We start from the raw sequence: 15,824 nt of genomic DNA, 5'->3' as shown, positions 1-15,824 counted from the left end.
CGAGCCGCCTCCAGTGTCGTGGAGGGCCTCCTCTCAGATCTCTATCCCGGGCGTGATGACCGGACGGGTGCCCGGCTCGTGAGCTCGCCGGATCACGAGGTGCACGGTGCCGCGCTCGACCCGCTCGAAGACGAAGCGTCCTTCGTCGTCGGCCGTCGCCTCCTGAGTGCGGGAGCGCTCGCGAAGCTCGACCTCGGCTCCGGGCGCGGTCACCCACCCGCGCACCCTGGAGAGGTCGGACCCCGCCGGCTCGAGGGTCACCATGATGCTCAGACCCTCGCTCTCGAACGTGACCGTGGAGGCACGGTCGTACTCGGTGGTGCGGTTGGCGCCCGCCAGCGCGGTCTCGTCCATGAGGTGGGCGACCTCAGCCTCGAGGCTGGCGACCGTCATGGCGAACTTCACCCGCTCGGTGAGGTCGGCCGGCACGGGGTCCGCGAGCTCGAGGTGGGTCCGGACCAGCCGGAGGGTGCGCTCGTCGGTGGGGTCGAGGGGCTGGTCGGCCAAGGCATCCTCGTGGTCGTCGGCAGCGTTCATGCCGTCACCTCCCACGACGGGTCGGACATGAGGGCCATTCGCAGCTTGGCGAGGCACCGACCACGCGTGGGTCCGATGCTTCCGACGGGGATGCCCAGCGCGACACTCACGACTGCATAGTCGGGACGCTCGACGAAGGCCACGAGGCGGAGCAGCTGCTGGCAGCGCTCGGGCAGGGTCTGGACGTGCCGCCACACCACCCTGGCCGACTCGGCGTCCTCGGTGGCCAGCGCCGGGTCGACCACCGGCGTAGGGGAGGTCGGGTCAGAGGCCGGTGACTCGTCCCACGGCTCCTGTGGAACCGTCCGGCGCCCCCGCCGGACCGCACTCCAGGCCTCACGCTTCGTGGTCATGAGCAGCCACTGGAGCACGGCCTGCGGGTCGCTGATGTCGTTGGTGTGCTCGATGAGGCGGAGCCACGTGGTCTGGACCACGTCCTCAGCGGTGGCGGCATCTGCACCCTGCGATCGGGCGGTGTGCCAGAGAAGCGGTGTCACCGTGTCGACCAGGCCAGCCATGGCGCTCGAGTCGCCGGCGCGGTGCGACGAGAAGGCCGCGGCTGCGGTCGCTGCCAGGCCGGGGCCCGGGTGCCCGGCGCGATCGGTCCGCTCGACCCTGCCCGCGTTCACTTCTGCTCCTCCAGGGCCTTGGCGGCCTCGGCGAGGGTTGCCTTGACGGCATCGCGCGCCCTCGAGCTGCGGGTGTCGATCGTGGCCGACCGGTCCGTCCCGAGTCGCCGCGCGATGTCCCCGGCGAGCGCCGGAGCGGCGAATGACGTGCCGCTCCACAGCCCGAAGCCACCGCTGTAGTCGTCCGAGTCGGCGGCGCCTCGCGTGGGCACGGAGGGCATGGCCGTGGGGTTCGCCTGCTTCAGCAGCTCGCTCCGGCGGGAGGCGTTGAACGTCGTCGGCATCGTGCTCACCACGGACGTTGCCGCGGCATAGGTCTGCACCCACGTCCCCGTGTTGGAGTAGATGGACACGGTGCGGCGGTCGGGGTTGAGGGCGCCGACGCTCACCATGGGTGCGCCGGTCGTGATCTCGGCGGCGTAGGCCGCGGGATAGAACTCGACGTCACTGGCGTCGTTCCCGACCGCCGCCACGATCGTCACACCGAGCTCGGCGAGCCCTCGAAGCAGCCGGAACAGTGCCTCCTCGTCGTCGAAGGCACCGGGTGTCTCATGGCGGTATCCCAGCGACAGGGTGATGACGTCGATGGCGGGGGTCGGCGTGCCTCCCGACCGCAACGCCAGGGCTTGACGCAGGTAGAGGGAGGTGAGGGCCGAGAGGACGTCGACCTCGTCGGCAACTCCATCGCCCCACATCACCGGCACCGAGACAATCGTGGCATCAGGGCAGTGCTGGCGCACCACACCGGCGATGAAGGTCCCGTGACCAGCAAGGGGGTCGAGCTGCCCGTTGACCAGGTCGATCGTCACCCCGTCGTCCTCGGGCGGCATCCCAGCCGGGCCGGGGAGGCGCTCGGCACCGTCGCCCTCGACGAACCAGTCGTGCTCTCCCAGACCGGTGTCGAGGATGGCGACCACCGGGCCGTCCCCCCGGCGCGCGGGAGCCGGGGCCGACCAGACGACGGGAAAGCGATCGCTCGGCCCTCCGCCGATGCCCTGTCCCCAGCCGATGCCTTGCCCCCAGCCGATGCCTTGCCCCCAGCCGATGCCTTGCCCCCAGCCGATGCCCTGCCCCCAGCCGATGCCCTGACCCCAGCCGCTGGCCGTCATCACATGGGCGAGCCCGATGCCGGCCACCGCGCCCTGGTCCGAAGCCCGGGCGGCCTGAAGGACCTCCCACGCATCGACCGGCGCAGCAGCGACCCGACGGGCCTGGTCGCCCTCGTCGAACGGGACGAGTCGCACGACGGTGTGCCCGACCTTGTCGAGCGTGTCGAGCAGGTCGTTCTGCCTCGCGAAGGCGAGGGACGGGTCGTCCTGGGGGACAACGGCATACCCAAGAGCCTTGGCAGCAGCCTCGAGCGTGCCGATCGTGCGGTCGGCGGAACGTCCCACCACGCCCGGGACGAGCAGAACATCTCCGACGTATGCCGTGGGGTCGGGGACCGAGTCGCCGGTGACCCTTGTCGCGGTGGTCGGGTCGAGGACCCGCGCCCGTAGACGTCGCACAGCAGTGTCAGGAATGACCAGGGGCGGGAGGCGCCGTGATGTCTGGCCGCGACCGTTGTCGTGCTTCATATGGGTGCTCCGTGAGCTCGCTGCTGAACCCCGGCGGCTGATGCCGTCGACTCAGCGTAGGGATTGGCGGGTCACAGGGGAAGAGTCGCGAGGCGCCGCCCAGATACATCACTCGAGGATGTCCTCCTCGTGGAATCGAGTCCGGGACCGGATGTATCTGGGCGTCGTCGACGCCCTCCTTCTGGGATGTCGGGGCCGCGCAGGGGCGGCCCCGCATCACCCAAGGAGCACGCCATGGCAACACAGCACGAACAGGCCGCGCAGCGCGCCGCCATCAGGCCGGTCAAGGAGTCCGTCGAGGACGAGCTCATCGCCAAGCCCGGCGTCGTCGCCGTCGACATCGCCGAGAAGGAGAAGGACGGAGAGAAGACCGGCGAGCTGAGCATCGTCGTCTTCGTCGAGGAGAAGAAGCCCAAGTCCAAGCTGTCGAAGGGTGCCGCCATCCCCGCGGAGATCGACGGCATCAAGACCGACGTCCAGGAGCTCGTCATCGAGCTGCAGCCGGCCTACCGCCAGCTCGACGACACGGAGCTGTTCGTCGACCCGGCCGACTACCCGACCCTCGCCGGAGGCATCAGCATCGGGCCACGACGCAGCGTCTTCCTGTCGCCGCCGGACGTGCCAGCCCCCGGCAACTACGTCTTCGTCGGCACGCTCGGCGCGATGGTTCGCGACCGCGCGACCGGAGCGACGATGGCGCTGACGAACTTCCACGTCGCGTGCGTCAACAACACGTGGAGCGTGGGAGACCGGCAAGTCCAGCCGTCGCTCGTGGATGGTGGGGCGCCGACCGGCGAGTTCGGCTCGCTGACCCGGGCAGCCCTGTCGGACAACATCGATGGCGCGGTCATCACCGTCGACGCGGCCGAGCCGTGGACGGCCACCGTCACCGGCGTCGGTGACGTCGCGGGCAGTACGCCCGCCACCGTCGGCATGGCCGTGCAGAAGCGCGGTCGGACCACCGAGCACACCTTCGGCACCGTCGCGTCGACCGACTTCACGGTCACCGTGAACTACGGGAGCGACGTGGGTTCGCGCACGTTGCGACACCAGATCCGCATCGACACCGACACCGCGCGCAACCCGAGGTTCTCGAACTCCGGTGACTCGGGCTCGGTGATCCTCGATGGCTCGCGCAACGTCGTCGGTCTGCTCTTCGCAGGTGCGACCAACGGGTCGATGACCTTTGCGAACCCGATCCAGGCCGTCCTCGACGAGCTCGCCGTGGACCTGCTGGTGCCGACGACACTGGTCACCCGCCCGTTCAGCATCTGCCACAAGTCGCGCATCAGCATCTGTCTCAAGACGCGCCCCTCGATCACGTGTCCGACGATCAAGACCCGGATCCCCGCGCTCTGCCCGACTCTGCTGACGCGAACTCCGCTGTGCGACATCGTCACTCGCCCCTCGACGTGTGACGTCACCCGCATCCCGGTCTGCGACCTGCAGGTCACGCGCTTCAGCTGCCCCCTCCCGACCCGGGCGTGCGGTGGCGAGTGGGAGCGGCCGTCGATCGACGAGTGGGTCCGCGGAGGTGGACAGGGCGCCTACGGTGCCTCGGCGGAGGAGATCGAGTCCGCTGCCGACGACGCCTTCTGGAGCGGCTACCTCGCCGCGCTGGAGGAGGTCGACGCTGTCGACGCCCTCGACGACGACGGCACCTCCGGCACACCGGGCGGTGCCTGACCATGACCTCCGCCCCCAGCCTGCTCGGTGCGGCCGTGCGTCACGGGCTCGTGCCCGCGGCGGACGTCCACACCGGACTCGTCCGCGTGCGCGCCGTGTCGCGCAGCAACCCCGTCCACGTCATCGAACGTGCCGGGGTGGCGGTGGGCTACGTCAAGCAGGCAGGGGCGGCGGCTCGTCTCGACGGTGACGACACCGTCGGCGTCGAGGCCGCCATCCTGGGGGCGATCGCCCCCCTTCGACTCGCGCCGGCCCCGGTCCTTCAGGGGGGATCGGGGTCGGTGTGGATAACCGCGCTGCCCGGGAGCGAGCTGGGCGTCCTGGGTGGTGACGCGGTCCTGCGTCCGGTGGCGATCGACCTGGGGCGGGTCCTCGCCCGCCTCCACCGCTTCCCGGTCACCGGCACCGAGCTGCCCGAGGCTCCACCCCCCTGGCCGTTGCGCGAGGGGCTCCCGCCCTCCATGCAAGGGGGCCGGGAGCGGGCCGACACCCGACCGATCCTCGACCGCCTCACCGACCCCGTCATCCGCCACGCCCTCGATGTGGCGCGCGCCCAATGGCACCCCACGCACCTCGTCCACGGCGACGTGTCAGCGGGCAACGTCATCGTCCAGACCTCGCCCTCGGGTGAGGTCCGGATCGGTCTCATCGACTTCGAGCTCGGTGGGAAGGGTTGTCCTGAGCACGATCTCGCCTCGGCTGCGGCGATGCTCGCCGACCTGTCGCACCAAGGGCTCGACCTCGCGGCCCTCTGCCTCGAGGCCTACTGGGCGGCGTGCGGGCCGGCGTCCCTCACTCCGCCGTGGAGATGCGTGCGAGCCCTGCTCACGGCCTGGCAGGTGGCCCTCACCCACGGCGAGGACGGTGCCGCGGACGTCGCGCGCCTCCTGGCTCGTGCCACGACAGCGGCCGACGAGGTGAGGACATGAGCGGGTGGCGACCTGAGCACGCCGACCAGGTCTGCGCGGCATACGACGTCCTGCGCGGCTCTGCCGGAGTGGTCGCGCCCGCCGAGCACCTCTACCGGCACTGGTATGCCGTCCGCGCACCTCACGCAGTTCCGCAACGTCGCTGGGACGCTCCGGTCTCCGGCACGGCGCGTGCCGCCCACGGGGCGGCGGCGCGCTGGGCGGTCGAGGAGTCCGAGGTCGTGGCGACGGGCATCGCCGGGGTCGTCGTCGTGGCTACTCCGCGCGGTCGGCGTGCCCTCTGTCGGGGCGAGTACGTCACGACGCACGGGCGTCCGGGCTTCCCCCCGGTCGTGGGCGACCGTGTGCGCGCGCTCGCTCGCCACGGGGCCATGACCCAAGAGGGGTGGTGGCGGACGTGGGGGAGTGACTGGGACCCGCAGGCGCTCCCCGGCCCTCTGGTGCGCGTCTATCTGAGGCCGGGTCCCGGCGCCGTGGCGCAGGTCGTGCACGCCGTGACGTCGGCACTCGCGGACACGGGCGAGTGGCTGCTCAAGGTGGGGCTCACGCCGGAGGAGCTCCAGCGACCCGACGCGTGCGTCGCCTACCTCGCCGGCGCACAGGGGGAGCGGTTGCGTGACGTCGTGGCCGAGGCCTGCGCCGGCCTGACGGCGGGTGACCCCCCACCCCTCACCGAACGCCTGGGCGACGGGGTCGGCTGGGCGCAGGATCCGGGAACGGGAGAGAGCTTTGGTGAGGTGCGGTGCGCAGCCATCGCAGCGGCATACGAGCGGCTGGGGGAGGCGGCGAGAGGGGAGGCGCGGGTGACCGACGAGGTCTGGCTCGAGGTGGTCGCGCGCGAGTTCGGTCGTCGAGGCATCCAGACAGGGGCTCCGCACCGAACACCGGTTTTGGTGGGAGCGAACTCGTGAGCACCGCCGGCACCGACGTGGAGGTCGAAGTGGAGATGGTTCGCGCCGACCCGTCGGAAGCTCCGGAACGACGAGGGAGCCGATGAGCTGACCGATCACCGCGCGCGCGTCCTCGACGCCGCCCACCGGTGCGTCGACCTGCTCGTGCGGACGGCGATCATCGACGAGTCCGACAGGCCGACGTGGCCGATGTGGGAGATGGGTCCTGACGGCCCCCTGGGAGTCGTCGCGGGCCGACGCTCCCTCTATGACGGCGATGCCGGGGTGGTGTGGGCACTGACCCGCCTCGGCACCGCCCTTCACCGCCCCGACGCTGCCGAGCTGGCCGCCTCGGGTGTCGCTGCACTCCTGCAGACCCGCCCGACCGGCACGGATACGCCGGCCGGCCTGCTCGTGGGGGAGGCCGGGGTCGACCTGCTGGGGCGCGACGGCCGGGGCAGCACCCAGGGGTGGTCGGACGGCAGCGACCTCACCGACGGGCTCGCGGGCATCCTCCTCTCGCTGGCGCAGAACCGACGTCGCGAGGACCACGCGGCCCGGATCGTCGCCGAGCTCCGGGATCGCTCCCGGGCCGAGGTCTGGGGCCGCAGCTGGCCCGACCACCGGCTCGAAGGCGATGCTGCCCGCCCCCTGTGCGGGCTGGCTCATGGCGCCTCTGGTGTGGCCTGGGCGCTGGCCGAGGCAGCCGCCGTGTGGCCGAGTCTCGCGTCCGCTGCTCTCGAGCTCGCCGACGAGGCACTGGCGTGGGAGTCGACGTGGTCGGACCCGGCCCGGGGAGGCTGGCCGGACCTGCGCGAGGGGGACGTCACCTGGCCCGACCTCTGGTGCCACGGGGCCGCGGGAGCGGGCGCCGTCAGGTTGCGCCTGCTCGAGCTTGCTGCGGACGGCCTCGAGCTGCCGTGGTCACTGGACACGACCCGGGCCGAGGCCGAGCTGGCCGTGCAACGGTGCGGCAGGGCCATGAGTGACGCGGCCGAGCAGGCAGTCGTCCACGGCGCCGAGGCGGTGGCCGGGGGCTGGACCCTCTGCCACGGAGCCGGCGGGCCGGCAGGCGTCGTGTCGCTGGCGGCGGACGTCTTCGACGTGCCCGAGCATCGCGCCCAGGCCATGGCTGCCGCGGCTGCCTTCGTCTCAGCCGCCCCGGTCGACCCGGGCGACTGGCCGTCCGGGCTGCGGGGCGCCGACGGGGACGTCTCACTGCTCACCGGCGTGGCAGGCACCGCGGTGCTGCTCGCCGACCTCGCGATGCCCGGCTCGGTCCCGGCACTGGTGCTGCTCGGTGCCGGCGGCGTGCGGGCCGGGTCCGGTGCGGCCGCGAGTGCGCCTGCGGCTGCAGCCGCGGGTCCGCTCGCGTCAGCGACGCGTGGCGTCAGCCCACGGGTCGTCGCCTCGCCGGGCGGCTGACGCCACCCACGGGTCGCCGCCGGTCGCAGGGTCGCGCCGGTCGCTGACCTGGGACGGGATCGTCCTGGTGGCGCGCAGCTTCTCGCTCGTCGCCCTGGCGGCGTCCGCCACGAAGTCGGCGACGACGGGTGCGGCCTTGGTGCGGGCGCTCTCCTTGGCGTGGGCGACCTGCTTCTGGACCGGCTGGCTCTGCCAGACCTTGCCCGAGACCTTCTTGATCTGGGCATAGCGCTGCTTGCCGGCGCGAGCGCCGAGGACGTAGCCGGCGGTGAGGCCGACGATGAAGCTCAACTTGGGCATGGGGGTGTCCCTTCCGTTCAGGCTCCACGACCCTACCTGCCGGGAGCGCGAGTCCGGGTTCCGCGTCAGGGGTGCTCACGGCATACCCTGTCTGTCGGTCACCGGTTCCGCCGGTGTGCCCGGCGGGTTCGCATAGTGGCCTAGTGCAGTCGCCTTGAAAGCGACCAGAGTGAGAGCTCTCGTGGGTTCAAATCCCACACCCGCCGCCATCCCGAAGCATGGTCGACACGTGCTCGGCCGCGTGCCGGCGCGCGCCCCACGCCTGTTCGGACCGCGTCTCACGATGCGACCTCACCTCTTGACGTACTCGACGTTCTCCCATGTCATAGCCCATGACAACGTTGTCATCACCGGGAGTCCCTCATGTCAGTCCTTGCTCGTCCGTCCTGGCGCCGCCACCGCGTCGTCCTCTTCCTCGTCGCGGTCCTTGCCGCGGTCGGCATCGCTCCGGCGGTGGCCGACACGCCCCAGCACCGCCCGGCCTACCACTTCAGCCCAGCCCAGAACTGGATGAACGACCCCAACGGGCTCGTCTTCCACAAGGGCGTCTACCACCTCTTCTTCCAGTACAACCCGCTCGGCGACCGCTGGGGCAACATGTCCTGGGGCCACGCGACGAGCAAGGACCTCGTGCACTGGGACGAGCAGCCCGTGGCCATCCCGTTCGACGCGAACGAGGGGGTCTTCTCCGGCTCGGTCGTCGTCGACACCGCCAACAGCTCCGGCTTCGGGACGGCCCAGAACCCGCCTCTCGTGGCGATGTACACCAGCGCCTACACCCCGGCGAGCGGTCGTGACGGCATCCAGGCACAGTCGCTCGCGTACTCGACGGACGACGGCCAGACCTGGACGAAGTACTCGGGCAACCCGGTCATCGACATCGGCTCGCGCGAGTTCCGCGACCCCAAGGTGTTCTGGTACGCGCCGGCGAAGGAGTGGCGCATGGTCGCCGTCATCGCCAACGAGCACAAGGTGCTCATCTGGCGCTCCGCCGACCTCAAGCAGTGGACCCGTCTGTCGGAGTTCGGCCCGCGCAACGCAACCGGTGGGGTGTGGGAGTGCCCCGACCTCTTCCCGCTCGCAGTCGACGGCGACCCGGCCAACGTCAAGTGGGTCATGCTCGTGAGCCTCAACCCGGGTGGGATCGCCGGCGGCTCGGGCACGCAGTACTTCGTGGGCGACTTCGACGGCACGACCTTCACCGCCGACGGCCCGGCGACCTATGAGCCCCCGGCCGGCACGCTCCTCCAGGGCTTCGAGAGCGGGTATGCCGGGTGGACCCCGACCGGGACCGCCTTCGGCTCCCAGCCCGCGACCGGTGCACTGCCCGGCCAGCAGGCCGTCACGGGCTACGTGGGTGAGCGGCTCGTCAACAGCTTCGTCGACTTCGACGCTGCCCAGGGCGAGCTGACCGCACCGAGCTTCACCATCAACCAGCGCCACCTCAACTTCCTCATCGGGGGAGGTCGCCACCCGGCGGTCCCCGGTGCGACGCAGGGCGACCCGGGCGGCGAGGTCTTCACCGACTTCGAGACGCTGGACCCCGCGACCCACCTGCCCGCCGGGTGGAGCGCGACCGGTGACTTCGTCGGCTACGGCGCGACGAGCTCCGGCCTGCCCTACCACCAGGGTGACAAGGTGCTCGACACCTGCGTCGTGCCCGACAAGTGCGACCCTGCGGTCGGCACCTTCGTGTCACCGGAGTTCACGGTGACACGCGACTGGGTCAACCTCCTCGTCGCCGGCGGCAACCACCCTCTCGGGACCAGTGGCCCCACCGTGGTCGAGCTCGTCTCGGGCGGCCGGGTGGTCAGCTCCGTCACGGGCAACGCCTCCGGTGAGCTGGACTGGCGTCACCTCGACGCCCGCTCCGTCGTCGGGTCATCGGCCCGCATCGTCGTGCGCGACGAGAACAGCACCGGCGACTGGGGACACCTCATGGTCGACGACATCCGTTTCTCGGACACCGCCGCCGGGCCCCGGGACACCCAGACGACGGTCAACCTCGTCGTCGACGGTGAGGTCGTGCGCTCGAGCACCGGCTCGGACAGCGAGGCGCTGGACTGGACGTCGTGGGACCTCTCCGACCTGCAGGGTCGCTCGGCGCAGATCCGCATCGTCGACCACAGCTCGGGCGGCTGGGGCCACATCCTCGCCGACCAGTTCACCCTCGCGTCCGCGCCGGCCAAGAACGGGACCGACCGGGCGGACTGGGTCGACTACGGGCGCGACAACTACGCCGGGGTGACCTTCAACGGGCTGCCCGACGACCAGCGCATCTCCATCGGCTGGATGAACAACTGGCAGTACGCCCAGGACGTGCCGACGAACCCGTGGCGCGGCCAGATGACGATGCCGCGCAAGCTGTCGCTCGTGTCGTCGGTCGCTGGGCCGCAGCTCCGTCAGGTGCCAGTCGCCGGCATCGACAAGGCGCTGGTCAACCGCGACAAGGAGCAGGCCAAGGTCCGTCCGGTGGTGACTGGTGAGCGAGCGACCGGGCTCGACGCCACGGTGGCCCGGGTCGAGGTCCGCGTCGCGCTCGGGTCCGCCACCGAGGCGGGCGTCGTCCTGCGTCGCAGCGCCGACGGCTCCGTCGGCACCAGGGTCGGCGTCCGTCGCGACGGCACCCTCGTGGTCGACCGGACGCGGAGCGGCGACGTGGGCTTCCACCCCCTCTTCGCCAGCGTCGAGGAGGCGCCGGTCACGGTGCGGGACGGTGAGGTGAGCTTCACGGCATACCTCGACCGCAGCTCGGTCGAGGTGCTCGCCGAGAGCGGCCAGCGCTCGATCACCGATCTCATCTACCCGCCGGCGTCGGCGACGGGTGTCGGCACCTATGCAGTGGGTGGGACGGCCAAGGCGGTCGACATCAAGGTCACGCCGATCCGCCCCTGACACTTCCCGACCTCGTGCCCCGCTGAGACACGCTCGCCGCCCTCGCGTGTCTCAGCGGGGCACGAAGTCGGGGTGCGGGGGGATCTCGCCGGAGCCGCGCACCACCAACGTGGGCTCGACGACGACCCGTTGCGGTGGCGAGGTGTCACCGTCGAGGCGGGCCATGAGCAGGTCGGCGGTGAGTCGGCCGATGCGTCCGACGTCCTGCCGGATGACCGTGAGGGCCGGTGTCACCAGGTCGGCGAGCGGGAAGTCGTCGAACCCCACGAGGGCGACCGAATGGCTCAGCCCACGCCGTTGCAGGGCCCGGACGGCGCCCTGGGTCAGGTCGTTGCGTCCGGCGAAGATCGCCGTGGGCGGCTTGGCGAGGTCGAGGAGGTGCGTGACGGCGGCCTCGGCGGCGGCAGGTCCGCGCAGGCCCAGCACCGAGAGCTGGTCGTCGGGGCGTATGCCGCGGGCCCGGAACGCTGCGACATAGCCATCACGCCGGTCGCGGGCGGTGTAGATCTCGGCGAGGTCGGTCAGGCAGGCAATGCGCCGGTGCCCCTGTGCGAGAAGGTGTTCGACGCCCATCTGGGCGCCCTCGAAGTTCTCGACGGTGACCGAGTCGGCCGCGACGCCACGGGGTTCGCGGTCGACGAAGACGACGGGCAGGCCGGCCCGGACCTCCGACGCCAGGTAGTCCTGCCGGTCGGTCGACGGCATGAGCACCAGCCCGTCGACGCGACGGGTCACGAGGTCGTGCACGAGGGAGCGCTCACGATCGGGTTCCTCGTCGAGGCTGGCGGACAGGATCGCCGTGCCGCGGTCCCTGGCTGCATCCTCGAGCGATCGCAGGAGCGCAGCCGAGAAGCTGTTGCTCACGTCCTGGAGCAGGGCCCCGATGAGTCCGCTGCGGCTCCCTCCTCGGCGAAGGTTGCTGGCACCGAGGTGATGGCGGTAGTCCAGTCGGTCCACGGCGTCCTGGACGCGGGTCCGCACGGCGTCGGCGACTCCGGGCTCGGTGTTGACGACGCGAGACACGGTCTTGATGCTCACCCCGGCCAGGGCCGCGACATCTCGCATGGTGGCGCGGCCGGCTTGGTCACTCATCGAGGACCGGCCTGGCGCGCCTGGGCTGACAACGATGTCACTGGCACATCACGATTTCTACGCTATCTCTTGACCTGAGCGCAAGAGAGGCCTATAAATGGCTTTGACAACGTTGTCATCGGACACTCAAAGGAGAGTTACCCTCATGCGCACTTCCACTCGTGCAACACGCGCCCTCGTCTGCGCTGTGGCAGCCTCGACCGCCCTCGGGCTGGCTGGCTGCAACCGATCCAGCGACGCGGACACCGGCAGCGGCGGTGGTGGCGAGGCCCAGGTCGGCGTCGCCCTCATCACCAAGGACTCGACCAACCCGTTCTTCGTCGCCATGCAGGAGGGCGGCAAGGCCGACGCGGCCAAGAACAACGTCAAGCTCACCATCGCCTCCGGCAAGCAGGAGGGTGACGACCAGGGCCAGATCACGGCTATAGAGGACGCCATCGCCCGCGGCGACAAGGGCATCCTCATCACCCCGATGAGCACCGGCGTCAACGCCGCGATCAAGAAGGCCCGCGAGGCCGGCCTCTTCGTCATCGCCCTCGACACCCCGCCCGACCCGGTCGACACCGTCGACATCACCTTCGCGACCGACAACCGTGACGCGGGCAAGCGCATCGGCCAGTGGGCCGCGGGTCAGGTCGCCGGCAAGCCCGCCACCATCGCGCTGATCGACCTCTTCAGCGACAAGATCGTCTCGGTCGACTACAACCGCGACCAGGGCTTCCTCGAGGGCATGGGCATCGACGTCAAGGACGGCAAGAAGAACGGCGACGAGGCCAAGACCGGCAAGTACACCGCGGCCGGTGGCGGCGACTACACGATCGTCTGCAACGAGGCCGGCAACGGCGAGGAGGGCGGTGGCCGCTCGGCCATGGAGAAGTGCCTCGCCAAGAACCCCGACATCAACGTCGTCTACACGATCAACGAGCCGACGGCCGTCGGCGCCAACGCCGCCCTCAAGGCTGCGGGCAAGACGGCGACGATCGTCTCCGTCGACGGTGGCTGTGCCGGCGTCGCGTCGGTCAAGAGCGGCGTCATCGGAGCCACGGCCCAGCAGTACCCGCTCAAGATGGCCACCATGGGCATGGAGGCCATCGCCAAGATCGCCCGCGGTGGCGAGAAGCCGAAGACCACGGAGGGGCTCGACTTCTTCGACACCGGTGTCGCCCTCGTGACCGACAAGAAGGTCGAGGGTGTCGAGAGCATCTCCTCGGACGAGGGCTCCAAGATCTGCTGGGGCAAGTGACCATGAGTGCCGACGTCACGTCTGCTGCTGCCGAGTTCGCTCGGCGGCAGCAGTCGCCGGTGCAGAGACTGCAGCACCAGCTCCACGGCAAGCCGTGGCTCAGCCCACTGTTCCTCCTGCTGGTGGCGTTCCTGGCGTTCTTCATCCTGACGCCGACCTTCCTCACGGCGAACTCCATGGGCATCCTGCTCCAGCAGACAGCAGTCGTCGCGGCCCTCGCCGTCGGTCAGACCCTCGTCATCCTCACCGCCGGCATCGACCTCTCGGTCGGCGCCATCATGGTGCTGTCGATGATGGTCATGGCCACGCTGGCTCGCGATGACGGGATGCCCGGCATCCTCGCGCTGCTCATCGGTGTCGCTCTCGCGACCGGGGCCGGCCTGCTCAACGGCCTGCTCGTCACCCGGATCAACCTGCCGCCGTTCATCGTCACGCTCGGCACGCTGAGCATCTTCACGGCGATCGCCCTGCTCTACTCCGGCGGCTCAAGCATCCAGGCCGACCGTCTGCCCGACACCCTCAACTTCCTGGGTGAAGGCTTCGGCATCGGTCAGTTCAGGCTGACGTGGGGCATCGTCGTCGTGATCCTTCTCTATGCCGTCATCGGGTTCGTCCTGTCCCAGACCGCGTGGGGGAGATACGTGTATGCCGTCGGCGACGACGCGGAGTCGGCTCGCCTCTCGGGTGTGCCGAGCATGCGGATCCTCCTCGGGGTCTACACCGTGGCAGGTCTCATCTACGGCATCGCGGCCTGGATCCTCATCGGTCGGGCAGGTGCGGCAACGCCGAACGCCGCCCCGGACGCCAACCTCGCGAGCATCACCGCCGTCGTCATCGGTGGCACGAGCCTCTTCGGTGGACGGGGCCGGCTCATCGGCACGCTCATCGGCGCGCTCATCGTGCAGACCTTTGCGTTCGGTCTGTCCCAGATGGGCGTCGACCAGCAGTGGCGGGTCCTCGCCACCGGCGTCCTCGTCATCGTCGCGGTCGCCATCGACCAGTGGATTCGAAAGGTGAAGTCATGATCACCCCACAAGGCTCTGCGTTCCTCCGTCTCTCCGACACGGTGCGGGGACCCCGATGAGCACCACGACGAGCGACCTCGAGGTCGCCCACGGCGGTGTGCCCGCGGGCAAGGAACACATCTACGGCAAGCCGCCCGTGCTCTCGGCCCGCAACCTCGTCATCACCTTCGGCCGCGTGGTCGGCCTCGACGGCGTCAACCTCGACCTCTACCCCGGCGAGGTGCTCGCGGTCATCGGTGACAACGGTGCCGGCAAGTCCACGCTCATCAAGTGCCTCACCGGCGCCTATGTCCCCGACTCCGGTGAGATCAAGCTCAACGGTGAGCCGGTCTCCTTCAGGAAGCCCCAGGACGCCCGCGACGCCGGGATCGAGACGGTCTACCAGCAGCTGGCCGTCATCCCCGCGCTCGACATCGCGAGCAACCTCTACCTCGGCCGCGAGGACCGTCGCAAGGGTCCCCTGGGCTCGGTCCTGCGCATGCTCGACAAGAAGGGCATGGAGAAGCGAGCCGGTGAGTCGGTGCAGGATCTCGGCATCCAGACGATCCAGAACATGGGTCAGGCGGTCGAGACGCTCTCCGGTGGTCAGCGACAGGCCGTGGCCGTCGCCAGGGCCGCGGCCTTCGGCAGCAAGGTCATCGTCCTCGACGAGCCCACCGCTGCCCTGGGTGTCAAGGAGTCCGGGATGGTGCTCAACATGGTCAAGCAGCTCCGCGACAAGGGCCTGTCGGTCATCCTCATCTCGCACAACATGCCGCAGGTGTGGGAGGTCGCGGACCGGATCCACATCCAGCGGCTCGGTGGCCGGGCCGGGGTCATCACCCCCGAGTCCCACGACATGGGCGACGGCGTGGCGATCATGACCGGCGCCACCAAGCTCAGCCAGGACGCGCCGTGACCATCGTCGTCGGCTACATCCCGAGTCCTCCGGGACTGGCGGCGGTCGAGGCCGCCATCGAGGAGGCGGAGCGGCGGGACGCACGGCTGGTCGTCGTGAACTCGGGAGTCCTGGGTGACTACTCGGGCCCGAGCTTCGCCGAGCCGCAGGACCTCGACGCCCTCGACGCCCAGCTCACCGAACGCGGCATCGATCACGAGGTGCGGCAGATGACACGTGGCCTCGCACCGGCCGAGGAGATCCTGTCGGTCGCCGCGGAGGTCGGTGCCGACCTCATTGTCATCGGGGTGCGCAAGCGCTCACCGCTGGGCAAGCTCGTCACGGGCAGCACCGCACAGCAGGTCCTGCTCGACGCCACCTGCGCCGTGCTGGCGGTCAAGGCCTGACGCCGACGAGTCGACACACCCGGTCGAGGGTGGGGAACGCGCACACGACGCGTTCTCCACCCTCGACCGCGTCACGGCGGAACGGCAGCCCCGCGGCGTGACCATCTGCGGCGCGAGGCATCGGCTTCCTTGACGAACTACTGACTCGTAGCAGGGCCAACGCCGACCCGCCAACCGGTAGACGGGTGGGTGGGGCTTCGAGAGTCGGGGCGCTCGTGACGTTGGGAGTGGCCGTGAAGGCTCGTTGGCGCAGTGTGGTGGCGGCGGTGGGACTCGGAGCAGTGGCGTTGTCCACAGCCTCGTATCCGTTGG

General features: G+C 70.3%; 14 protein-coding genes and 1 tRNA gene. 10 read left to right on the top strand and 5 right to left on the bottom strand.

From position 1 onward, the window contains the following. Window positions 1-33 precede the first annotated feature (33 nt). Genes ACZZ98_RS06750 through ACZZ98_RS06740 form a run of 3 tightly spaced genes read right to left on the bottom strand, consistent with a single transcriptional unit; the run spans window position 34 to window position 2,743 of the window. The gene (locus tag ACZZ98_RS06750; RefSeq protein ID WP_463515514.1) at window positions 34-537 is read right to left on the bottom strand and encodes a hypothetical protein; all 504 of its coding nucleotides are present in this window, start codon (window positions 535-537) and stop codon (window positions 34-36) included. After that, window positions 534-1,166, bottom strand: a complete 633-nt coding sequence (locus tag ACZZ98_RS06745; RefSeq protein WP_463515513.1) for an RNA polymerase sigma factor — start codon at window positions 1,164-1,166, stop codon at window positions 534-536. Before ACZZ98_RS06745 ends, ACZZ98_RS06750 begins: the two co-directional genes overlap by 4 nt. Beyond that, entirely contained in the window at window positions 1,163-2,743 is a 1,581-nt protein-coding gene (locus tag ACZZ98_RS06740) for a S8/S53 family peptidase (RefSeq protein WP_463515512.1), read from the bottom strand. The genes ACZZ98_RS06745 and ACZZ98_RS06740 overlap by 4 nt, the downstream gene beginning before the upstream one ends. Window positions 2,744-2,977: 234 nt before the next feature. Here ACZZ98_RS06740 and ACZZ98_RS06735 point away from each other — a divergent pair, with 234 nt between their 5' ends. The 4 genes from ACZZ98_RS06735 (at window position 2,978) to ACZZ98_RS06720 (ending at window position 7,673) form a co-directional block, all read left to right on the top strand. Next, a complete protein-coding gene (locus ACZZ98_RS06735) occupies window positions 2,978-4,429 on the top strand; it encodes a chymotrypsin family serine protease (protein ID WP_463515511.1) in 1,452 nt (483 codons plus the stop codon). Window positions 4,430-4,431: 2 nt separating this feature from the next. After that, entirely contained in the window at window positions 4,432-5,358 is a 927-nt protein-coding gene (locus ACZZ98_RS06730) for a phosphotransferase family protein (protein WP_463515510.1), read from the top strand. Continuing rightward, window positions 5,355-6,269: a T3SS effector HopA1 family protein gene (locus ACZZ98_RS06725; protein WP_463515509.1), complete on the top strand. Its 915-nt coding sequence runs from the start codon at window positions 5,355-5,357 to the stop codon at window positions 6,267-6,269. Before ACZZ98_RS06730 ends, ACZZ98_RS06725 begins: the two co-directional genes overlap by 4 nt. Before the next feature lie 144 nt (window positions 6,270-6,413). Continuing rightward, window positions 6,414-7,673 carry a lanthionine synthetase LanC family protein gene (locus ACZZ98_RS06720; protein WP_463515508.1) on the top strand — a complete coding sequence of 420 codons (1,260 nt, stop codon included), beginning with the start codon at window positions 6,414-6,416 and terminating at the stop codon, window positions 7,671-7,673. Here the strand turns inward: ACZZ98_RS06720 and ACZZ98_RS06715 are convergent. After that, entirely contained in the window at window positions 7,623-7,973 is a 351-nt protein-coding gene (locus ACZZ98_RS06715) for a protoporphyrinogen oxidase (protein WP_463515507.1), read from the bottom strand. The genes ACZZ98_RS06720 and ACZZ98_RS06715 overlap by 51 nt on opposite strands. 121 nt (window positions 7,974-8,094) lie before the next feature. Between ACZZ98_RS06715 and ACZZ98_RS06710 the strand changes: the two genes are divergently transcribed. Then, window positions 8,095-8,182: transfer RNA gene (locus ACZZ98_RS06710), tRNA-Ser, on the top strand. Between the two features lie 154 nt (window positions 8,183-8,336). Next, window positions 8,337-10,868: a glycoside hydrolase family 32 protein gene (locus ACZZ98_RS06705; protein WP_463515506.1), complete on the top strand. Its 2,532-nt coding sequence runs from the start codon at window positions 8,337-8,339 to the stop codon at window positions 10,866-10,868. 51 nt (window positions 10,869-10,919) lie between these two features. Here ACZZ98_RS06705 and ACZZ98_RS06700 read toward each other — a convergent pair whose 3' ends face one another. After that, window positions 10,920-11,960, bottom strand: a complete 1,041-nt coding sequence (locus ACZZ98_RS06700; RefSeq protein WP_463515505.1) for a LacI family DNA-binding transcriptional regulator — start codon at window positions 11,958-11,960, stop codon at window positions 10,920-10,922. 145 nt (window positions 11,961-12,105) lie between these two features. Between ACZZ98_RS06700 and ACZZ98_RS06695 the strand changes: the two genes are divergently transcribed. The 4 genes from ACZZ98_RS06695 to ACZZ98_RS06680 are packed head-to-tail and all read left to right on the top strand — an operon-like array spanning window position 12,106 to window position 15,512. Beyond that, window positions 12,106-13,203 (top strand): substrate-binding domain-containing protein, encoded by a 1,098-nt coding sequence (locus ACZZ98_RS06695; protein ID WP_463515504.1) that lies wholly within the window; start codon window positions 12,106-12,108, stop codon window positions 13,201-13,203. Between the two features lie 2 nt (window positions 13,204-13,205). Continuing rightward, window positions 13,206-14,228, top strand: coding sequence for an ABC transporter permease (locus ACZZ98_RS06690; RefSeq protein WP_380086119.1), 1,023 nt, complete (start codon window positions 13,206-13,208; stop codon window positions 14,226-14,228). A 55-nt stretch (window positions 14,229-14,283) separates the two neighbouring features. After that, the gene (locus tag ACZZ98_RS06685; protein ID WP_463515503.1) at window positions 14,284-15,126 is read left to right on the top strand and encodes an ATP-binding cassette domain-containing protein; all 843 of its coding nucleotides are present in this window, start codon (window positions 14,284-14,286) and stop codon (window positions 15,124-15,126) included. Continuing rightward, a complete protein-coding gene (locus ACZZ98_RS06680) occupies window positions 15,123-15,512 on the top strand; it encodes a universal stress protein (protein ID WP_463515502.1) in 390 nt (129 codons plus the stop codon). Before ACZZ98_RS06685 ends, ACZZ98_RS06680 begins: the two co-directional genes overlap by 4 nt. Window positions 15,513-15,824 lie beyond the last annotated feature (312 nt).

This window comes from Knoellia sp. AC549 (assembly GCF_979258975.1).
Note: the sequence above shows the minus strand (reverse complement) of the source record. Positions and strands in the feature narration are given on the sequence as shown.